19 protein-coding genes and 1 riboswitch are annotated in these 22,327 nt (G+C 36.7%); of the genes, 8 read left to right on the top strand and 11 right to left on the bottom strand.

Annotated elements, in window-relative coordinates:
• Position 1: 1 nt before the first annotated feature.
• The 5 genes from cbiT to ACLRYO_RS01215 all read right to left on the bottom strand — a co-directional run bounded on the left by cbiT (position 2) and on the right by ACLRYO_RS01215 (position 4,882).
• Positions 2–589, bottom strand: coding sequence for a precorrin-6Y C5,15-methyltransferase (decarboxylating) subunit CbiT (gene cbiT, locus ACLRYO_RS01235; protein WP_009351736.1), 588 nt, complete (start codon positions 587–589; stop codon positions 2–4).
• Positions 586–1,212, bottom strand: coding sequence for a precorrin-6y C5,15-methyltransferase (decarboxylating) subunit CbiE (gene cbiE, locus ACLRYO_RS01230; protein ID WP_105086616.1), 627 nt, complete (start codon positions 1,210–1,212; stop codon positions 586–588). The genes cbiT and cbiE overlap by 4 nt, the downstream gene beginning before the upstream one ends.
• The gene (gene cbiD / locus ACLRYO_RS01225; RefSeq protein ID WP_215675539.1) at positions 1,188–2,306 is read right to left on the bottom strand and encodes a cobalt-precorrin-5B (C(1))-methyltransferase CbiD; all 1,119 of its coding nucleotides are present in this window, start codon (positions 2,304–2,306) and stop codon (positions 1,188–1,190) included. The genes cbiE and cbiD overlap by 25 nt, the downstream gene beginning before the upstream one ends.
• Positions 2,307–2,376: 70 nt before the next feature.
• Entirely contained in the window at positions 2,377–2,871 is a 495-nt protein-coding gene (locus ACLRYO_RS01220) for a YajQ family cyclic di-GMP-binding protein (protein ID WP_004696277.1), read from the bottom strand.
• A 415-nt stretch (positions 2,872–3,286) separates the two neighbouring features.
• Positions 3,287–4,882, bottom strand: coding sequence for a WG repeat-containing protein (locus ACLRYO_RS01215; protein WP_195394678.1), 1,596 nt, complete (start codon positions 4,880–4,882; stop codon positions 3,287–3,289).
• Positions 4,883–5,106: 224 nt separating this feature from the next.
• Here ACLRYO_RS01215 and ACLRYO_RS01210 point away from each other — a divergent pair, with 224 nt between their 5' ends.
• The 3 genes from ACLRYO_RS01210 to ACLRYO_RS01200 all read left to right on the top strand — a co-directional run bounded on the left by ACLRYO_RS01210 (position 5,107) and on the right by ACLRYO_RS01200 (position 8,810).
• A complete protein-coding gene (locus tag ACLRYO_RS01210; RefSeq protein WP_413084637.1) occupies positions 5,107–6,072 on the top strand; it encodes an RluA family pseudouridine synthase in 966 nt (321 codons plus the stop codon).
• Positions 6,073–6,320: 248 nt separating this feature from the next.
• Positions 6,321–7,250 carry a class II fructose-1,6-bisphosphate aldolase gene (gene fba, locus ACLRYO_RS01205; RefSeq protein ID WP_004696283.1) on the top strand — a complete coding sequence of 310 codons (930 nt, stop codon included), beginning with the start codon at positions 6,321–6,323 and terminating at the stop codon, positions 7,248–7,250.
• Positions 7,251–7,253: 3 nt separating this feature from the next.
• Positions 7,254–8,810: a polysaccharide biosynthesis protein gene (locus tag ACLRYO_RS01200; RefSeq protein WP_288580549.1), complete on the top strand. Its 1,557-nt coding sequence runs from the start codon at positions 7,254–7,256 to the stop codon at positions 8,808–8,810.
• A gap of 96 nt (positions 8,811–8,906) precedes the next feature.
• Here the strand turns inward: ACLRYO_RS01200 and ACLRYO_RS01195 are convergent, their stop codons facing one another.
• Positions 8,907–9,950 (bottom strand): AEC family transporter, encoded by a 1,044-nt coding sequence (locus ACLRYO_RS01195; protein ID WP_105086622.1) that lies wholly within the window; start codon positions 9,948–9,950, stop codon positions 8,907–8,909.
• A 221-nt stretch (positions 9,951–10,171) separates the two neighbouring features.
• Between ACLRYO_RS01195 and ACLRYO_RS01190 the strand changes: the two genes are divergently transcribed.
• The gene (locus ACLRYO_RS01190) at positions 10,172–10,912 is read left to right on the top strand and encodes a gamma-glutamyl-gamma-aminobutyrate hydrolase family protein (protein ID WP_270278605.1); all 741 of its coding nucleotides are present in this window, start codon (positions 10,172–10,174) and stop codon (positions 10,910–10,912) included.
• Positions 10,913–10,927: 15 nt separating this feature from the next.
• Positions 10,928–12,235: an APC family permease gene (locus tag ACLRYO_RS01185; protein WP_316584105.1), complete on the top strand. Its 1,308-nt coding sequence runs from the start codon at positions 10,928–10,930 to the stop codon at positions 12,233–12,235.
• 150 nt (positions 12,236–12,385) lie between these two features.
• On the opposite strand, the gene ACLRYO_RS01180 is transcribed toward ACLRYO_RS01185, so the two are convergent.
• Positions 12,386–13,225: a hypothetical protein gene (locus ACLRYO_RS01180; RefSeq protein ID WP_316689382.1), complete on the bottom strand. Its 840-nt coding sequence runs from the start codon at positions 13,223–13,225 to the stop codon at positions 12,386–12,388.
• 139 nt (positions 13,226–13,364) lie between these two features.
• Here ACLRYO_RS01180 and ACLRYO_RS01175 point away from each other — a divergent pair, with 139 nt between their 5' ends.
• Positions 13,365–14,024 (top strand): HAD family hydrolase, encoded by a 660-nt coding sequence (locus ACLRYO_RS01175; protein WP_316692543.1) that lies wholly within the window; start codon positions 13,365–13,367, stop codon positions 14,022–14,024.
• A 201-nt stretch (positions 14,025–14,225) separates the two neighbouring features.
• On the opposite strand, the gene ACLRYO_RS01170 is transcribed toward ACLRYO_RS01175, so the two are convergent.
• Positions 14,226–14,822 (bottom strand): hypothetical protein, encoded by a 597-nt coding sequence (locus tag ACLRYO_RS01170; protein ID WP_287531208.1) that lies wholly within the window; start codon positions 14,820–14,822, stop codon positions 14,226–14,228.
• Between the two features lie 222 nt (positions 14,823–15,044).
• On the opposite strand from ACLRYO_RS01170, the gene ACLRYO_RS01165 reads away from it, so the two are divergent.
• Positions 15,045–15,122, top strand: a complete 78-nt coding sequence (locus ACLRYO_RS01165; protein WP_223209338.1) for a putative holin-like toxin — start codon at positions 15,045–15,047, stop codon at positions 15,120–15,122.
• Positions 15,123–15,395: 273 nt separating this feature from the next.
• Positions 15,396–15,483: riboswitch (ZMP/ZTP riboswitch) on the top strand.
• 89 nt (positions 15,484–15,572) lie between these two features.
• Positions 15,573–16,784, top strand: coding sequence for an OFA family MFS transporter (locus tag ACLRYO_RS01160; RefSeq protein ID WP_316692542.1), 1,212 nt, complete (start codon positions 15,573–15,575; stop codon positions 16,782–16,784).
• Positions 16,785–16,901: 117 nt separating this feature from the next.
• Here the strand turns inward: ACLRYO_RS01160 and ACLRYO_RS01155 are convergent, their stop codons facing one another.
• From ACLRYO_RS01155 to ACLRYO_RS01145, 3 genes are read right to left on the bottom strand one after another with little or no spacing between them, the layout of a single operon-like run.
• On the bottom strand, positions 16,902–17,627 hold the full coding sequence (locus ACLRYO_RS01155) for a HEPN domain-containing protein (protein WP_316692540.1): 726 nt from the start codon (positions 17,625–17,627) through the stop codon (positions 16,902–16,904).
• 4 nt (positions 17,628–17,631) lie between these two features.
• On the bottom strand, positions 17,632–18,870 hold the full coding sequence (locus tag ACLRYO_RS01150; RefSeq protein WP_316692539.1) for a DUF262 domain-containing protein: 1,239 nt from the start codon (positions 18,868–18,870) through the stop codon (positions 17,632–17,634).
• A gap of 35 nt (positions 18,871–18,905) precedes the next feature.
• Positions 18,906–22,271, bottom strand: a complete 3,366-nt coding sequence (locus ACLRYO_RS01145) for a DEAD/DEAH box helicase family protein (protein WP_413084635.1) — start codon at positions 22,269–22,271, stop codon at positions 18,906–18,908.
• Positions 22,272–22,327: the final 56 nt, after the last annotated feature.

The following is a 22,327-nucleotide window of genomic DNA, read 5'->3' as shown; positions in this document are numbered from 1 at the left end:
ATTACTCTCCTTCTGCGATACGCGTTGCAGATACAATGAAAATTGGACTCAATGGGTCTAACAAATGGTAGGGACCAGCCTTGCGGTAACGACTGATGGACATTTGGTAACCTTCATACGTGAAAGGACGACCTTTCAACTCTTTAAGGATTGTATAGCCAGTTTCCATCGTTACAGCAGTTACAACTAGACGGCCACCTACTTTTAACAGACGTTGCGCCTCGTCCATGATGCCTGTCATGCCACCAGCGCTACCACCGATGATAACCGCATCAAGCTCAGGCAATTCTTCCATGCCTTCAGGAGCTTTAGACTTGATGACAGTCATATTATTAACATTGAATTTCTTCATATTCTCATTGATAAGATCGATGCCTTTATCAAATCGCTCAATCGCATATACATGCCCTTTAGGAGCCGCCAAGGCTGCTTCAATAGAAATAGAGCCCGTACCAGCGCCTACATCAAGGACAATGCTATCCTCCTCGATGCGTGCCTCGTTCATAACGGCTTTGCGAATCTCGCATTTTGTCATCGGCACGTCGCCGCGGATAAATTCCTCATCGGGAATTCCGAAAAAATGTCTCATCCTAGTACCACCATTACAGAATGACCAAAGCCTTCAAGCTCAGTTAACACCTCTAGCGTGGAGTCTACAATTTTTTCATCATCATAACTCAAACGCTCTAAGGCTGCTGCTCTCGTTTCTTTTGGCCAACCTGCATCTATTAAAATACGCGCAATATGCGCTGGATTATATTCAGGATCCGTCAAGAATCCCATCTTTTTACCTGCTTCATATACGAGTTTTTCGGGCGCCGGTTGACGACCGTGAAAGCTCATTAAATCCGCATCATGCCATACCTCATTAAGACGGGCAAAAGCAAAGGTCATAGAGCTAATGCCTGGCACCACCTCAATAGGGTTAGCAGTAAATTTTTTCTTTAAATAGGGCAATAAGCTATAGTAGCCTGTATCGCCACTAACCATGACCACCACGTCATGGCTCTTGAGCTCCTGCTCAATTTGTTCGGCTAATAAACTAAGTTTACCCGTTACAGGATATGTAATTTGTCCAGGCTCTTGAAAGTCCTCTAAAGACCGTTCACTGCCTACCAATACTGTAGCATGTTTAATTAAAGTAAGGCCTCTAGGCACCACATAATCAGGGTTTCCCGGACCAATGCCTACGATATACAAGGTATGTGCCAATGTTCAAGTTCTCCTATCTCTTTTGCATGCTTATCCATTGCCAAAATCTCGCCTTTTAAGGTCGTAATGATGATCCCTACCTCAGCTTCGTTAGCAATATAGCGCTCACTACGTAGAGATGCACGATCTACAACTCGTTGGTATACACCAGTCAATCCTTCTCGCTCCAAGATAGGAAATGTAGACTCTGTGGTTTGGCAATTAAATAACTCTTCACACACCTCTTGGGATGCTCCTTCTAAAGCAGCATAGGCCACGATACTTTCCATACGGCCATCACTCATGCGATTATGAGTATGGAAGCTACCACTAGCTAGTTTGATTAACTTACCGATATGACCGATAATTAAGATTCGCTTAAATCCAATCTGTACAGCCTTTTCAAGCATAAATCCGATAAAGTTACTCGTTTCTGCCATTTGGTTCTTATGGATACCCAATACTTGCTCTGCAAGATCTTGACCAATACGCCCCGGTACGAGAACAGCTGTTTCACATCCGTTAGCCTTCATAACTTTCAACTGTGGCACTAACGAGTTCTTAAACCCTTCTTCACTCATAGGCTTAACAATACCGGTGGTACCAATAATGGAAATGCCACCTTCGATACCAAGTGTATGATTTAATGTTTTCTTGGCTAATACCTTACCATTAGGAACACTAACGGTTACCGTTACACCTTGACCATGGACACAATGTTCTTCAAAAACTATTTTCATCATTGCCCGGGGCCCTGGATTGATAGCCGGTTCTCCTGGCGGCATAGCAAGACCTGGTTTCGTTACAGTACCTACACCAAAGCCAGCTCGAAATCGCAGTTCACCAGTATCATCAAGGGTCACTGTCGTTTCCACATCATTACCATGAGTTACATCAGGATCGTCGCCGCCGTCTTTCATGACGGTTACCTTCGCCTCTATATCAGATATAACCTCTACCGCTTTAATAGGAACCTCAATATATTGACCTTGAGGGTTTTCGATGACCACTTGGTCCACAATATTCTTATCTAAGAGGGCCAATAAACCAGCTTTCATACCTGCCGTAGCACATGAACCTGTGGTATATCCACCCTTCATGTCCTCCACTTTCATAAGGCCTCCTACACTGATAGTATTAGAAACTCAAACGAGTCTAACTAACCTATCCTATGGACATATAGTATTAAGAACGGAAGTTAACGAATTGCAATTCTACAGGGATATCCAATTGTTTTAACATTTGGATTACTGCTTGCAAATCATCTTTATCCTTACCAGATACGCGCACTTGATCCTCTTGGATAGATGCTTGTACCTTAATTTTCATGTTTTTAATTGCTTTTACTACTTCTTTAGCATTTTCTTTTGTAATGCCTTTTTTGATAGTAATGATTTGACGAACTGTTGCACCTGCTGCTGGTTCAACTTTTCCGTAATCAAGATTTTTAATCGCTACGTTACGTTTAACCATCTTGCCTTTTAATACATCGATAATGGCATTCAATTTGTATTCATCATCACCGATGATTTTGATAGTGTCGCCTTCAAGACTAATTTCCGCTTTAGAGCCACGGAAATCATAACGCGTACCAATTTCTTTTTTTGCTTGGTTTACCGCATTATCTACTTCCTGCATATCCACTTCAGACACAACGTCAAAGGAACAATCTTTAGCCATTTTATACCTCCTACACCTGAACCTGTTGGGCATAAGGTTCATAGCATTACTTTCATCATCCTCATATTCCAAGTGAAAGTGTAAAACTACACCAAAACGGAATACATCTCTATAATTATACCTTAAAACAGGCTTATTTTCTAGGTAAATCGATTTTCTTAATTATAATTGTTAGCTATGTATTAATGAAGCTTTTATAAGTATAGTGGAAGTTCTCTAATACGATTATGCAATACAATACACAAGGCAAATAATATAAAAAACTAGCAACATACATAATACATGTACATTGCTAGTCTCTGTATAACGATATTATGTTGTATTTAGTTTATAGCTAAGAACTATAACTAAACAATAATAATTAAGCCAAAACTAAAGACAATACAAATTCAAAAGAATTCTACAACCAATTATATTATAAAACGTTTACCGCATCATATGTAGGTTGTACAAGCCATTCGCCTTTGGAGTTCATAATTCCCCATTTGCCTTTAGACTTAACAGAACTAAAACCATGATTAAAGGACTTAGCATCTTCAATAAGTTTGTTGGTATCTCTAAATAAAATATGACCATTATTATCTATGATTGTATAGCCCTCTTTACCAGTATGAACCCATGTTACAGTATCGTTGTTGAACGGTTCAATAGTTGCTTCTGTTTGAGCAGAGTACAAGGATTTACCACTATTCATATCGATAAGGTTTTTAACATGATCTTTCACAACTACTAAACGATCAGTCCCTGCAAAGGAAATAGAATCATATTTAAAAGATACCACTTGCTTACCTGTTGATACATCGAAAATGCCCCATTTCTCAGTCTTATTGTCTCTTAATGCTAATAGACCATTTAATTTATCCATTTCACCTGCATCGTAATCGCCTGGTTGAATAACAACTTCACCTTTACGGTTCACAAAGTATAAGTTACCAGCATCTTTGATTACTGTACCATAAGCTGTGATAGGCCATACTTTATCTTTTTTGCTATCGATTACAATATTACCAGAACGATCAATATAGCCACGTTTTGCACCATCATAGGCAAAACCACCTACGTGATAATGTTGACCACCTAAAAGTGCACCTCCAAGGATACCGCCCACGATGAAGCCACCTACAAGACCACCTAAGTTAAACCCACTTACGGAGCGACGATATTCAGCAAGACCATTGCGGAATGCATATACCTCTTTAGAAGGAGCATTAAATAATTCTTTACCAGTACCATCAATAGCTACGATTTTACCTTTAGCATTCTTAACAAAAGCACGGTCTTCGCTAAAACCAGTCACAATTTGACGGAATTGTGGAGCAATCACTACTTTGTCGTCAGTAGTCTTAAAGCCGTATTTTCCTTTTTCTTTAAACTCTACATAGGAATCGCTTGGATACTCTTGAGTTGCTTCTTGTTTAACACGTTCTTTTAAAGCTTCCTCTTCAGAGATTTCCACACCCTTAGGTGTAACCCAAGTTTCTGTTTTCTTATCTACTTGAGCTAAGACATTGCCTGTTTTATAATCAACATCTTTAATTTCTTTGTACTTAGGTTCAATAGCAACAGTACCATCTGGACGAATAATACCCCATTTACCTCCTTGTTTCATAGATGCTAATACACCATGCTCAAGAACTTCATCATTTTTGAAAGTAGTACCTTTACCAGATTTCAAAGATTTTGGTGCATCACGATAAGGGTTTAATGCACTTGATACATCAGCCGCGATATAACCAGAAAGTGCACTACGTTCTTCAAGTTTTTGAGGAGTCATTACGCCTACACTAGCTTTAGTGCTTTTAGTGGAGCTAGAGCTTTCTGTGCGCACAGTAGAAGTTGATGTAGTTGTTGTATGTTGCTCACGGGTTACACGTGTACTAGTCGATGTTGGTGTATCGTGGTTTGTTACCGTTGTACTACTAGTAGATGTTGTAGTAGATGCCGCGAAAGTTGTTGTAGACATAGCCGCTAACACACATGCAACTAATAAAGATTTCTTGTTAATATTCATAAACCTCTCCTTTTATAGAATAAGCTATAACCATACAGTCATTAACATACATATATAGTTCATAAAATATACTGTTAGAACTAAACACACAGTATTATAGTAAAAAGTTCACACATAAATAATGTATAAAATTCAGCAATTCAAATTATACTATATCGACCTTCACAAATACAACGAATTATGAAAAATTCTTCATTTTTATTTTATTTGCTATAATAATACGTATGAAAACAGCAACAATAATCGACTTAATTGTAGATTCTGATGTACACACACAATCTATAAATCATATTATAAAACAACAGCATATCTCCCAGCGCATGAGACGCCGTTTACGAAATGAAGGCATCATAACAGTTAATGGTAAATTTGCTACCTGGAATACGCTCATTCACGGTGGCGATCATCTCGTTATGAAGTTAACTCCAGAGCAAGAGTTTAGCCTAAGCCCTATGAGTTTAGATATCATATATGAGGACGAATATATTTTAGTCATTAATAAAGCGGCTGGTATTCTTATGCACCCTACTTCTACCGTACGAGATCATACGCTGGCAAATGGTGTACTTCATTACTACCAAGAAACAAATCAGCATTATGATTTCCATCCCGTACACCGATTAGATAAGGATACCTCAGGTATTGTCATCATTGCTAAAACATCGGTAGTCCAACATGCTTTTGATAAAAAACACACTCATTTTTATAAAAGCTACGACGCCATTGTAGAAGGATATCTCCCTTCTATGCGTATAAGCATTAACTGGCCAATAGGACGTAAACCAGGGAGCATCATTGAGCGTTGTTGTACAAACCAAGGAAAGCCAGCTCGTACGGATATAGCAGTAATTAGTAAACATACAAGTAAAATTAGCTATTGTAACAATAACCCTGCAGATACGGTTAATAATAGTAATATTTGTCCAGCTAACAGCTCTCTATTAGCTTATAATCACTTTACACATGTGCAATGCGTATTGCACACAGGCCGCACTCATCAGATCCGAGTTCATTTATCTCAACTAGGGTATCCACTAGCTGGTGATGACTTATATGGCGGTCATCTAGAATCTATCCAACGCCAAGCACTGCACGCAGCGCGCGTTAGCTTTTACCATCCCATAACAAATGAATGGCTAGAACTGCATGCAGAAATGCCAGAGGATATGAATGTATTGCTGAACGATTGAGCTAATATAACACCACTAAATAAATGCTAACACACAGAAATAACCCACATGGGTCACAAAACAAGACGAAATTTATGCATAAGTTATACAAAAAATATTGGCCCTTTATAGTGTTTCTTGATATACTTAACTTGAATTGATATATGATTACAATAACAGAAATGCATCTAGTTCTTACGAGCTAGAAATATTAGCAGTCACGGTATTAATAACATGATATAACAGGCCCTATGGCCAAGGAGGACAACATGCCATTAGTTACTACTACAGAAATGTTCAAAAAAGCCTATGAAGGCGGCTATGCTGTTGGCGCTTTCAATGTAAACAACATGGAAATCGTACAAGGTATTGTAGATGCAGCAAAAGAGGAACAATCTCCTCTTATCTTGCAAGTATCTGCAGGCGCACGTAAATATGCAAAACATATTTACCTTGTAAAACTTGTGGAAGCCGCTCTTGAAGACAGCAATCTACCAATCGCTCTTCACCTTGACCACGGCGATTCCTTCGAAATTTGTAAAGACTGTGTAGATGGTGGTTTTACATCCGTTATGATTGATGCATCGCATCATGATTTCGATGAAAACGTAAAAATCACAAAACAAGTTGTTGAATATGCTCACGCTCACGGCGTTGTAGTAGAAGCAGAATTGGGCCGTTTAGCAGGCGTTGAAGATGATGTAAACGTATCTGATGCAGATGCTCGCTTCACTGATCCTGAACAAGCAGCTGAGTTTGTCCATCTCACAGGTGTAGACTCCTTAGCAATCGCTATTGGTACTAGCCATGGTGCATACAAATTCAAAGGCAACCCTTACCTCGATTTTGATCGTTTGAAAAAAGTTGGCGAATTATTGCCTAACTTCCCAATCGTATTGCATGGGGCATCCTCCGTATTGCCTGAATTCGTAGCAAAATGTAATGAATTTGGTGGCAACATCCCTGGTGCACAAGGCGTACCTGAAGAAATGCTTCGCAAAGCAGCTCAAATGGCGGTTTGCAAAATCAATATTGATACAGACCTTCGCCTTGCTATGACTGCATCTGTACGTGAATACTTGGCTCAAAACCCATCTGAGTTTGACCCACGCAAATATTTAGGACCTGCTCGTGATGCTATTAAAGGCATGGTAGCTCACAAAATCAAAAATGTATTAGGTTCTTCTAACAAACTATAATCAATGGCTAGTGGATTTTTAAAAGGAACCTTAATTTTAACAATTGCCGGTTTCGTAGTGAAAGCCATCGGTAGTATCAACTGGATTCTTCTATCTCGCATCTTGGGTGGTGAAGGCATCGGCATCTACCAGATGGCCTTTCCTATCTATTTGTTACTATTACAAATTTCGAGCGCAGGTGTGCCGATTGCCATCTCTATTTTGACGGCAGAACGATTAGCCTTACACGACTTTGGTGGTGCTAAGAGAGTATTCAATATTTCTTTTACAATGTTGACTATAACAGGTTTTATCGCCAGTCTTGCCATGTACTTTGGTGCAGATTGGTTAATCTCTAGTGGTCTCATTGCTGAAGGCCGTGCCTACTACTCTATCATCGCGCTCGCTCCGGCAGTATTCTTTGTAACATGGATTTCCTGTTTCCGCGGGTATATTCAAGGCTATGAAATGATGACGCCTACGGCGATTAGCCAAATTGTAGAACAATTACTACGGGTTATCGTTATGCTTGGTGCTGCTGCTATTTTATTACCTTACGGTTTACCAGCCGCAGCAGGGGGAGCTAGCTTGGGTGCAGGTGTAGGTGCTTTTGGGGCCTTCCTAGTGCTGTTGTATTATTACTACAAATTACCTAAAGCTAGTAGTACTGGTGAAAGCTACGATGGTCCCCGTGAATCAGCTAAAGAAATTTTGTCACGACTCTTAACATTGTCCATACCCATTTCCTTAGCAAGTATCATGTTACCGTTGACGGCGAATCTCGACTTGCTCATCGTACCACGTCGCTTATTAGATGCTGGGTTCCCAATGAACGAAGTAACAGAACTCTTCGGTTACCTTACTGGGATGGCGGTACCGCTCATCAACTTGGCTACCATCATTACCGCAGCCCTTGCGACAAGCATTGTACCAGCTATCTCTCATGCCTTTGCAAAACGCGATCATCAAGGTATATATGATCGCACTGCTGGCTCTATGCGTTTAACATTTATGGCAACCGTACCATTTACAGTGCTATTATATGTACTTGCTGCCCCAACTGTTACACTGATTTACAATGCGCCTAAGGCAGAACTAGCAACGCAAATCACGGCATTCTCTATATTCTTCCTAGGTGTACATCAAGTAACAACAGGTATCTTACAAGGTCTCAACAGACCACGTATTCCAGTCATAAATATGGGGATTTCCCTCATAATCAAGGTCATCCTTAACTGGACACTGACTGCTATTCCTTGGCTTGGCATCGGCGGTGCCGCTTGGGCAACCGTTGCTGATATTGGCTTTGCCGCATTACTTAACTTGATTTATATCAAAAAATACACAGGCTACTTCCTTGATATTTCCCTGCTTTGGAAAAACGTGGTCAGTGCCGGTGTTATGGGTATACTTATTTTCATGAGTTACCATTACTTAATAGACATCCTACCAATGTGGGCTAACTTTATACTCACAGGTATTGAAGGATTACTACTATACGTAATTATCATGGTTCTTTTAAAAGGCCTTAATAAAAACGATGGTGCTAGCATGCCACTCGTTGGTAGATTCTTTAGATAAGCTGTATATACTTACATAAAAATAGGTTCCTAATAGTCACCTATATGACCATTAGGAACCTATTTTTTATTTACTTATTTTAATCTTTTCCTTATTTTAAACTTGTATACCTATCATTATTAAAATTTCCATTATGATTGGAATTACTACAACAAATAATATGGTACTAATCATAACTAGACCTGTAGCAAATGGCAAATCAGCTTTTGATTCATTAGCTACAATTGGCAATACTGCAATGACAGGTCCTGCTGATTGTACAACAAAGGTAATGATTGCAATCGGTTCTAGAACTATGCCTGCTCCATATTGTAAGACCGTAATCAAACAGAACATGATAATCGGGGAAATGACAAATCGTCCTACAATCCCACCGATGGAGTCTTTATTTAAACGCATGCTTTTTAAGCCCGCATCATGAAGTACAATACCTATATAAATCAAGGATAGTGGGGTTACCATGTCACCTAAGTAATTCAAGGTAGTATGCAAAATTGGAAGTAAAGGAATTTCAAAGAATAAGAAGATTAACGCCACAAAAAAACCTATCAATGGTGGTGGTAATAACTTCTTCCAATCAAATTTAGGTTTCTTGCTTTTACCTTCAGTAGATTCTGAACTATTATTTATACTATCAATCTTATGGGAACCATTATTAAAATCTACTTCAGAATTTGGTAGTGGATCTAGTTCTATAAGGAATACCCCTACCATCCATACGGAAATAGTGTTACCGATGTAATATAACAGGAAATACGGCAGCGCATCTTGCCCAAAGAGTGCAATTTGCACTGGTAACCCAATAAATAAGCAGTTATCATTTACTACCATATTGATAAAAATACCACGTCGTCCTTTAGGAACTTTCAGCATTTTCATCATAATGAAAGCTACGATATATGCAATAACATATGTTAGGACAACCACTAACATGCCATATCGTAAATTCCAAATATCTGAAGTATGTAAGTGATGCAATACAGATACAAATACTCCAGCTGGTAATGCAACCGACATGATAAATCGCGATAAATTACCACTAAAGGTGGGATTAAACATGCCCCGCCCTTTTAATATATATCCTAACAAAATAAGTAGCACAATAGGTATGATACTTTGCAAAGATGTTAGAAAAACCATAGTAAACCTCCCGTACAGTTCATTCGTAGTTTATCATATCATGTTTCGCAATAAACTTATACAACTATATCTGGAAAGAAAATATAGTAAAATGTATCAACTTTAACATATTTTCTCTATTATAAGTCTTATAATTATATCTATTAGTAGTGTTTTTATCCATAAAAATCTGATACACTAACATCAGGTTGTACAGATTTTTACACATATGAGGTGATATTATGACGAAACCATTTATTGGCATATCTGGCAATATCTTACGAGATAATGGTGGTCCTTACGTAGATTTATTGCGTTCTTACGTAAACCAAGACTATCCTCGTTCTATTGAGGAGACTGGTGGCATTCCTGTTATAATTCCATTTACCCAAAATCTTGATGTAGCTCGCGAAACGGTAGCAAAACTTGACGGCTTGTTATTATCCGGCGGTCATGATGTATACCCTCTTCACTATGGAGAAGAACCTCTGCAAGGTCTTGGCGATGTATTTCCGGAGCGCGATCAATTTGACTTTGCCTTAATCAAAGCAGCAGAAGAAAAGCAAATTCCCATCTTTTGTATCTGTCGTGGCTTACAAATCTTAAATGTATATCGTGGTGGTTCTTTATTCCAAGATTTAAAATATGATCAAAACTGTACAATAAAACACTCTCAGAATCAAACACCTTCTCTTGGCACCCATACTGTAGAAATTGATTCCAAATCAAAACTAGCTAGTGCTATAGGTTGCAATACTTGGATTACGAACTCCCATCATCACCAAACAGTTAAAAATGTCGGTAAAGGATTACAGGTTGTAGCAAGAGCTAAGGATGGTACTGTAGAGGGGTTAGAGGATTTATCTTATCCTTGGTTAGTAGCCTGTCAGTTCCACCCAGAAATGATGTCTACAAATGACGAAAATGCAAAGCGTTTATTTACTGCATTCGTAAAAGCAACTCAAGAAAATGTAACTAAATAGTAGAAAGATTGTATCATGAAAGAAACAGGAAAATTTGACTTTTGGAGTATTGTACTCCTAGGAATAAATGGTATTGTAGGGACAGGTATCTTCCTACTACCAAACAAAGCATATTCTATAATTGGTTCCGCTAGCTTAGGCGTCCTGTTATTTGATGCCGTTATCGCAGGTTGTATCGCCCTTTGCTTTGCAGAGGCAGCTAGCCTATTTACACGTAATGGCGGTCCTTATCTATATGCAAAACATGCATTAGGTGATTTCTGGGCCTTTGAAGTAGGCGTTCTAAAATGGATCGTCACCGTTATTGCCTGGGCGGCTATGGCCGTTGGCTTTGCTACCGCATTAGGTGCTGCAGTACCAGCTTTAAGTGGTGATTTTGCAAAGGATGTCATTTCATTTATCTTAATTGTAGGCCTTACGATTGTAAATATATTTGGTGTTAACGTATCCAAATTTGTTAACAACTTAATCACTATTTCTAAGCTAGTCCCTCTTGCCCTATTTATTGCAATTGGTATTTTCTTTATAAATGGAGCTAACTTTACACCAGTATTCCCTCAAGACATCTATGTAGATGGATCATTTGCTCAAGCTGCGGTTCTTCTATTCTTTGCCTATACAGGGTTTGAAGTTATTGCCATTGCTGCAGAGGATATGAAAAATCCTAAAAAGAATTTACCACGTGCTATTATCATGTGTATGCTTCTCGTATCTGTCCTATATATGGCAATCCTCGCCGTATCTATTGGCGTACTTGGTACAAATTTAGCAAATACTAAGGCTCCAGTACAAGATGCATTCAATGTGATCGTTGGTCCTATTGGCATGTATATCGTATTAGTAGGTACCTTAATCTCTATGGGCGGTATCAACTTTGCTGAAGCTTACTATGCACCTCGTGTGGCAACATCCATGGCGGAAGATGGTATGCTACCAAGTGCTTTAGCAAAACGCAATCGTTACAATGCCCCATATGTAGCAGCGATTGTTACTGCCATTGCCAGTGTATTACTTGCCTGGTCTGGTTCCTTTACAACACTAGCAGCCATTAGTGCGGTATCTCGTTTTACACAATACCTACCAACTTGTTTGGCTGTTATTATCTTCCGTCGTAAATGGGCAGACAAAGCTCGTTCCTACACAATCCCTGGTGGCTACTTAATCCCAGTCGTCGCTATCGGCACATCCTTATGGATGCTTGCCCAAGCACAAACTAACCAATTATTATGGGGTCTAGGCGGCTGTATCGTAATCTTGCCATTCTACTACTCCTATTGGAAAAAGAAAAAAGCTGGTCTCATTAAAGACCATGATGAAATGTAAATAATACAAAAAACTACCAGTTATTCATAATATCTAGTGGCTTATCCTTCCATAGCAGAAGATCTGTTTAAAAGATATATGTTTAACTGGTAGTTTTTATTTTATCTATTAATCCTAATTAGATTAGATATATCAAATGAGTAGTATCGACTAATATAGATCCTCTTCAATAATAGTTTCCTTCGTTAAGTCCTCTTCGATATAACCAACCTCATCAGTCGCTTCATCTTCATCGCGTGTATCGATATAAATACTGATAAGTACTAGTGTACCTTCTTCATTGAGGGTAGCAATGGCACTCATAGGGCCGTAGGTTAAGATTAATCCATCTTCTTCATCGCGAATAATATGAGGCACTGCATCAAAGTGTTGGTTCATTAATTGATCAAAGTAATCCTCTACATCAAGACCGCTTTCAAGGGTAATAGATTCAGCATCACCCTTTTGGAATACAACACGCGTATCTTCATCGATATATTGATAGAAATCATCAATATCGACATTTGCCGTTTCTAACCACATACTTAAGGCCGTAAGCCAGTCTTTCACAGTTGTTGGAGGCGTTGTAAAAGAATACTCTCTTTCATCATCACCAAAGCGAAGATCGTCATACTCAATACTGTAATTCTCCTGACTAGAAACGATACGGTCTACAAGGCCCTTATCATTTACGTCTACAAAAATCATGTACACGTAATTATCGTTACTTTCATAAGAAACGGTTAAACCGTGACGGCCCTCATGGAATAGCGCATCCTCCTCGTACACATCGGTAATATGCATCACCTTGCACGTAACAGGCACATTATCAGCCTTGATGGACTCAGTCATAGAGGACAAAAACTCAACAGTTTCATTGCGGTTTCGTCCAATGATACCACGGCCCGTAGACATATACTCACAATCTTCACTCAAGATATATTCAATACCGTGAATATCTGCAGATTCAAGGATGGATTTTATCAATAAAAGAGCTTGTATTTCAGTCATACTACGCCTCCTATACACTGTAATTATTACTTCTATTATTGTAACATAATTATAGTAACTAATAGGTCTATTCTCTTGATTTTCTACATATTTATCATATACTTAAAAAGTACATATTGATTTAATATCGGAGGTCCCTATGAAATATACAACCATCGTTTTTGATTGCGACGGCACATTACTCGATACGGCTACAGATTTAGCGAATGCTGTAAATCATGTACTACGTACACATAATTTCCCTGAAAAGTCTCTAGCAGAGGTAAAGGCTTCTCTAGGTAATGCAGTAATATATTTAATGCGTCAATGTTTACCAAGTACAGTAGCTGATCATGAATTAGAGCCATATATCAATGAATTCAAAGCTTACTATGGTAAGCATTTAAAAGACACAACAGCTCCTTACCCAGACATCCTAGATATGTTAGATGTATTGCGTGAAAAAGGTTATAAATTAGCCATCGTATCCAACAAAATCCAAGAAGGTGTAACACCACTCAATAAAGAGTACTTTGGCGATCGTTTACCTGTTGCCATCGGTGAAAGACCAGGATTACAACGTAAACCAGCACCAGATATGGTACTACAAGCATTAAAAGAACTAGGTTCTACACCAGAAGAATCTATCTATGTAGGTGACTCTGAAGTTGACGTAGCTACTGCGGAAAACTCCGGCCTACTTTGCATCGGTGTTACATGGGGCTTTAGAGAAGAATCTCTCCATCAAGAACTAGGCGTAACACATATTGCACGCAAAGCAGAAGATATTGTAAGCATTGTTGGAAACTTAAATAAATAATAATTTCCTTTAGGTAAAAGCATATTATAATAGTTTGAAAACTATATAAAATCTTGCACAGCAAAAGAGGTTCCTGATGGTCACAAGTTGACTCATAGGAACCTCTTTTTAATTTACTTTTACTATACCCATTCAGCTAAATATTACAGACTGACTAAATACATTAGTATAAACAAATACGGAAGTCTGATCAAATACACCTTATTTATAACTAAACTGCGCATCCATAATCATCTGGCGCAACTGCTCAATGCGAACACCATTTGGTAGCTGGTCTCTATAAAACTGCAACTTATAATAGTAACGAGTGTCTTCATAATCTGTAACTAATACCATGTCCGTCCTATTATGTAATGGCCAGCTATACATAAATTCAGCTAGTAAACTGCGCACACCATCATTATCAACCTCTGTTACATCATACTTAATAGGCAATACCATCTTTACAGTAGGTTCAGGAATCGTTCTATCTTTAACAATTTTTTCAATCTCTTTATCTAAAGAGATACTTGTATTATTGATAGATCTAGCCTTCACATGCATGAAGACACCATCAGAGGTTCTAAAGGCTCTGCCATCTATATCTTTAGTTTCCCCTTTAGTCTCCACAGAGTCCTTCAATACACGGAACTGATACGGTCCATAAAACTTGGTTGCTGTAATAGCATCTAATTCTTCATCATATTGGCCATTATGTACATTCGTAACATGTATGATAGGTCTTATATCCACTGCTTGTGAAAGCATTGGTGCTACCAAACATAAACCTAGAATTAATAGCATAATATAACGTTTCATATGACTCTCCCTCTCCCTAAAAACTATTATCTTATTTGTATTGTAACATAATTTATCTATCCTATAATAATTACAAAACGAAAGAGGTTCCTATTGGTCACCTAGGTGACTATTAGGAACCTCTAATCTATTTACTTTTATTATTTACACATCTATATTGAACTTGAGGCCGCTAAATGGGTCCAGCCTTTGCTAATCTTCTAGAGATTGGCGGTGATCAATATGAGTACATTCAAAGTGTTATCATTAATGATTTCCTTTGGCATACTTGTGGCGACCATTATCATGGCAGCTAAATGAATTGACATCTAGCAAAAGCTAGCTTTTCACAGAATTAGGCTATGAAAAAAGGCCCGACTGTGAAGTCAGACCGTTTCTTCAACATTAAATTCTAGAAGCGAAGTCTGGCGACCAAACCATTTATGCCTCACTTTGATATAAATTATATCATATCTAAACAAGGAAAGAAATCGAAACATTTCTTTCCTTGTTTGCTTTTATAAATCCTCATAGTGCATACGATAGTGACTTAGATCACCGACAAGATATCCTTTCAATTGCTATATTTGTAATATATTCCTACTGGGCTGACGGATACGTAGAATTGACTACATGCACAGTAGCACACATCGTGTGATAGCCGACCGTCTGGGCAAGCTTTTGTTCAGATGGTCTTTTTTATTGCCTTCTCGTAACAAATGCTTCTTTATCTATATCTGAGTATCTCACCTATATGAAAGGAGTTTTCTTATGAGAAATCGTTGGTTTATTGCATTGGCAGCCATTGGTTTGCACATATCCATTGGTAGCGTATATGCATGGAGTGTACTCACACGTCCTATTATGGCAGATATGGGTTTTACTTTATCGCAAACAACATGGACATTCTCATTAGCTATTTTAATGCTCGGACTATCTGCGGGCTTTCTTGGATCCTTTGCAGAAAAAATTGGACCTAAGAAAAGTGGCCTTCTTGCCATGTTATTCTGGGTAACTGGATTATTCGGTACGGCCTATGCACTTAGTGTCCACAATCTCACCTTACTCTATCTCTTCTATGGTATCATCGGTGGTATCGGATTAGGTATTGGTTATATAACACCAGTTTCTACACTGGTAAAGTACTTTCCAAATCATCCGGGATTTGCAACAGGATTAGCCATTATGGGTTTTGGATTTGCTTCACTCATTGCAGGTCCACTTATGCAATTCCTCGTTGCTCAATTTGGATTAGTAAATAACTTCATTATCCTCGGTGTAATCTATCTAGTGATTATGGGCGCCTCTTCGCTCTATTTGAAAGCACCTCAACCAAAACAACCAACTCGAACTACGCAAGATAAATCCACTATGTACGTTCACAACCATGGCATGCTAGCCAATGATGCCATGAAAACCTGGCAATTCGGTGCCCTTTGGTGGGTATTCTTTATTAATATTACCTGTGGTATAGGCCTACTATCCTTAGCTTCCCCTATGGCGCAAGAAGCCATTGGTATGACACCTACAGCAGCTGCATCACTGGTCGGTATCATCGGTATCTTCAATGGCGCAGGGCGCATTGCATGGTCTACTATCTCCGATTACCTTGGGCGAGCACAAACTTACATACTATTCTTTATGATAGAAATCATCGCATTCTATTTACTCGCCCAAACCAATAGTGCCCTAACATTCCAAATTTTAATCCTTCTCATTATCACATGCTATGGCGGTGGGTTCTCCTGTATGCCAGCATATCTTGCGGATCTCTACGGTATACGTCAACTATCGACTATTCATGGCCGTATTCTAACTGCTTGGGGATTGGCGGGCATCGTTGGTCCTATGCTCGTATCATACTTTCATGAAGCAGGATATGGCTATACTACTGCTTTAGAATGTTTTGCCGCTCTATTTGTGTTAAATGCAATTATTGCTATAGTTCTGAAATTATACGGAAAACGAGAGTTGCACAACTAATAACTCCATTTAAACATGAAGAAACGGCCTGACATGATGTCAGACCGTTTCTTCAATTCAATAAATCTAGAAGCAAATTTTGGCGACCAAACCATTTATGCCTCACTTTGATATAAATTATACCCTATCAAGTAAATTATCAGAAGTTTTAGTAATTTCGAACTTAGTATAAGTTTTATAAGTATCTTCAAAATTTTTAACAATTTGTAGAAAACGCTCTATTACACTATCAAAAGAATATTGTTCAGGCATTCTAAATTCAGAGTTTTCATGAGCAATATTATTTCTAACTTGTTCAGTAAATTCAGTTAAAAATTTTGATGCACTCTCTCTAGTTTTACTAGTTAAGCCCGCATCATCAATGGTAACCTCCACCATTAAGTTGTCTAAGAAATCTGGATCACCTAATATTTGAGCAAAGACATCTTTATAATATCCATCTAATTTACTCTTATGTAAAAATTCAAAATGAATAAAGGGTTCTAAATCTGACCTACGATAAGTATCTTTAAGCATTGAATAGAAACTTTTAAAGGCCCTATTCTGCTTATCTAATTTAGAATTAAATACTGCATTAATACGAGATTGATGACTTAAAAAAATATTTTTTGCAATTTCTTCTGATAAATCAATAAAGCAAATACCTTCTTCCGTAATATTAGTTACATAACTTTCAATTAATGAACGCAAAAACCATTCAAAAGTAGTAAAAATTGATAAATATAAAGAATTTTCTAATAAAACTTTTGCTTTATCAGTTTCAGTTTCATGATTTATATGAGGTAAAATATCATCATGTATTTTTTTATATGCATCAAAACGTTCTTTTATAACATTATACATAACTTTAACCTTTAATTATATTAGAAACAATTATTCCCCATGCATAACGCTTTTCTACATTACTAGTACTATTAGTCGTTCTCGTAAAAATAGTAACATCAACATCATCTACAAATTTATCAAATGACTCCTTAATTTTAATTTTATGTCTCTTAATCTCCTCCATAGTAAAGTGAGATAAAACAACCAATTGAAGTTCAGCAATACTCTTATTTATATTTTTTAAACTTCCACGTTTAAATGCATTCTCACCAAAAACAAATAAAACTTTAGATACGCTTTCTCTAACAAAATGAGATAATTCCTCTGCCTCATTTTCATCATTACGATTATCCTTTAAATACTCAAGAATTGCTTTGTTTAATATTCCAGAATATTTACGTTCTTCTTTACCTAATGCATCAGGGTTATTTGCTTTACAAGTTTTTAGCTTCCAAGAATCTTTATCAATAAAAGCACACATAACTTTAGCTCTTAATAAAAGTTCTTGATATCCAAATCGTTTCTTTAATATTGGACGATTTCCAAATACTTTATTTACCTTATCATCAAGAGCTACTTCATTTAATTTTTTTATCAATGGCCCTCGATACATAACATTTAATAGTTCTTGAGAATTTAACTTTACAGAGCCACTATTTATTCTACTAAAAATATCATATTTAATATCTTCTGTAGAATCTTTTTTTATTATTACAACTGGTAGTGAAACATTATTAAATTTTCTTCTTGTCGAATCATCAAATCCCTTGTATGTCTTTCCATTATATTGATCTAACGTTTCTAATCCATTAAGAGTTAGTGCAGAAAATTCCTTAAGTTCAACATCAACCTTATTATTTTCTTCTACTTTATTATCCTTCATAAATGCGAAGATAGTCGTTAACCGTTGTTGCCCATCGATAACCTCATATGTATCGTCTTTATTCTCAGCCAAAAAAATTGTAGGTATTGGAATCGATAAAAGTAAAGATTCTATAAACTTCGACATCGTTTTTGTCGTCCAAACAAAATTTCTTTGATATTCAGGCTGTAATATAAGTTCGCCTTCTATAATCATCCTATATAAATCAGATGTAGATTTATCAACTTTATCAACATATAATTTTCGTTTATTTTTTTCTTCGGTCAAAATGACAACATCATTAGCATCACTTAACTCTTCAGAATCTAAGTCAAGTTCTTCATTTTGAAGATTATCCAATATATTCTGTTCATCATATCTATCAAGAATATTACACATAATATACTCCTATTAAATAATATTGAGTCAACACTTTATATCTTTAAACAAGCATTATTTTTTATCTGCTTAACTATATTTGCAATTTCAACAGCTTCAGCTTGATCAAAAAGTTTCCACATATCAAAAGGTCTATCAAATGGTGGCTCTAGCAGTACTTTTGGAGACTCCATATATCCATTAACAGCAATATAGTTAATGACTTGTTTTAGATAGTTAATCTGATTAATATTCATAGATTTACTATTGATCAAATCTGAAAAAGCTTTTTCAGCAGCTTCTGGTCTCATTTTTACAATATCTCGAACGACTAGTCCAAACTCTTTACCTTTAAAACGTTTTTCATAGTCATCTTTACTTCCTAATTCATGAGTAAAAATGTATTCCAACGCTTTGTAATCTGATTCGTCAATTGGATAATTATTGATAAGTTTTTGAATTGTTGGATGGCCTTGATGTGTTAAGAAATATGACTCAACTTTTTCTTGATAGCTCTCAAAAACTTCAGGCATAAGAGTATCGCCTTCTCTAGTTAATAATACTGAATCCGTAATTGTTGTTATAATAACTCTACGTTCTGCAACATCAAGAAACTGAACTAAATCTCTGAGCTCTTTTCTCATATGATTTAACCGCAAAGCATCAATTATTTGCCAATACGCATCTTCTTTTATTAACTTTAAGAAATCTTGTTTCTTTCTAATTTGTTCAATACTAATTTTTTGTAGTAAAGCATTGGAAAGATTTATTACACGTTTCTTAAAATAGTCAATAGATTGACCATTAAAAAGGTTCAAAATCCCTTCATATACAAAGTTGTCAAATCCTCGTGCCAAATTTTCTTTAACGTCAGCACAAATCAAAGGTGCAACATAGGTAATTAGTTCATGTTCATTAATATTTGATAAATACTTAAATGAAGTTTTAACACTATATTTATCCACATATTTTAACTGTAAACGAACAACCGGTTTTGTTACGTCTAAATCAGTAATTTCTTTATAGCACTCATCTACAAGTTCTGAACGCCAGCTTTGATAGTCTTCACTACCATATCTTTCTATTTGTAGTTGTGCAATAATTTGAACTCGCTTAGCAAAGATTCTTTCACCTAATGTAGCACTATTACCTTTTACTTCTACCGTATTTTTTTGATTTCTAAAATACTCAAAATTTTTACAGTAATCAAAGATATAAAAGTACTTCTTACCTACATAATCACCATTGTTTTTATCGAAAAACTCCTTCTCTGGACAAAGTCGAGTTCCACGCCCTATCATTTGCCAAAATTTAGTCTTTGATTTTATACGTTTAAAAAATACCAAATTAACACATGCTGGCACATCAATTCCCGTATCTAACATATCTACCGAAATTGCTATATCCGGTTCACCATCTGAAAATTTAAATTGATCAATTAAATGTAATGCATGTTGATCAGAGCTAACAATAACACGTGCCTTCTTACCTTTTGAAGAACGATATAACCAATTAAACCTTTCTTCAATTAGACGAGCATGCTTTTTATTTTGAGCAAAGATAATTGTTTTGCCTAAAGAGTCCCCATTATGAGTTTTAATACCATTCTGGTCTAATTCTCTTAGAACATAGTCTATTGTATCTGTGCTATAAATAATAGAGTTTACTTCCGTAGCAGAATAATTACCTTGGAACTCCCCTGCCTGATCCATAGCTTCATCTTCCAGTCGTTCCTGGTCTTCTTTTGAAAGCTCATCATAAACAATGCCATCTGTTAAAAACTTTGATTCCATCTCAAAATTATAATATGGCACTAAGTAATTGTCCTTAATAGCTGCATCATAACTATATGCATATGTTGGAACTCCGTTTTCAACCTCAAAGAAGTCAAATGTATTTCTATCCACCTCAGATTTAGGCGTAGCAGTTAAACCAACAAGAATAGCATCAAAGTATTCAAATATGGCTCTATATTTTTTAAAAATACTACGATGGCTTTCATCTACAATTATTAAATCGAAATGACCCGGTGTAAAAAGGCGTTTTCCATCACCATCAAGAGATTTTTCGATAGCATTTAATATTGTAGGGTATGTAGAAAAAACTATTCGAGCATTTTTATCATCTTTACTTTCACAAAGATTACATAACGATGCAGATGGTAAATGTTCTCTAAATGCATCCTTGGCTTGACTTACCAAAGCAATTCTATCTGCTAAAAACAATACATTCATCACTTGGTTACTACGGAAAAGCACATCAACTAAGCTTACCGAGGTTCTAGTTTTACCTGTACCAGTTGCCATAACAAGTAAGCTTCTTCTAACCTTGTTTTCAAGATTTTGACAAACGGCCCTAATCGCTTCCTTTTGATAATAGCGAGCTGAAATATCATCATTAATTGAAACTGTACTCAAGATAGGCTTAGTTAAATTTCTACGAGTAATTAGTCGTTCTAAATCACTTTCACCATATACACTACTTACACGACGCATATTCCATTCAAGATCATCCCACATATGAGTCTCATACCCATTAGAAAGGAAAATAATTGGACGCCGCCCATATTCACGTTCCAATGCATTTGCATAAGCTAAAGCTTGCGTCTTACCATCATTTATATCGCGACTTGTTTTCTTAGCCTCAATTAATGCAAGAGGCTTACCATCACGTCCCATTAATAGATAATCTACACTAAGATTTGATCCACCAGGAACATAGGGATTTGAGACCTTAAACTCTTCAAACACATTCGGATTAGGTCCCTCAAACTCCCAGCCCATTAATTTAAGATCAACATCAATAATATATCTACGTGTTTCAGCTTCTGTTTCAGGAATTTTAGGTAAACTACGAGTTAAAACATGCTCAGATTTTGTGGAAGATAGTAGTTTTGAAAGCTTTTCAATTTCTAAATATAAATTTTCAATTTGATGGGCATTTTGAGCAATCAAACTTTCTTGCTCTTTGATTTTCTTAATATCTAATGAAACTATGGTCTTAGGAATTGCATTCTCATCAAATGTACGTTCCACATAGTCATAACCATAACAATAGTCAATCCATTCAATAAAATTGAATAAGGCCTGTAATGAAATAATAGCCATTCTTGGCAAAATTTTTGCATCGGAATGGACTGCTAAATTCCCCATTTTTACAATTGGTTGTAATTCGCGCCACAAAGATTCTGGCAATTCATCTTTAAAAGATTTAGCATGTAAAAGTGACTGTAAATTATCTTTATAAGGCATAATCATGCTAGTATCTGCAGTATATACCCATTTTACAGCTAATTCTAACGCCTTACGACAACCAATTGCACACATAGCTGGAGAGGAGTGAAATACACGCTCTGCCTCAATAGCCGCATCTGCAAAAACTTTATATTCAACTATCCCATTAAGAAAATCAAAATTAGCCATATATAATCCCCTATACATATAACTTCATCTGTTTTATATAATACTTAGTTTAATTA

Source organism: Veillonella parvula, assembly GCF_047241225.1.
GTDB classification, from domain to species: domain Bacteria; phylum Bacillota; class Negativicutes; order Veillonellales; family Veillonellaceae; genus Veillonella; species Veillonella parvula_O.
Note: the sequence above shows the minus strand (reverse complement) of the source record. Positions and strands in the feature narration are given on the sequence as shown.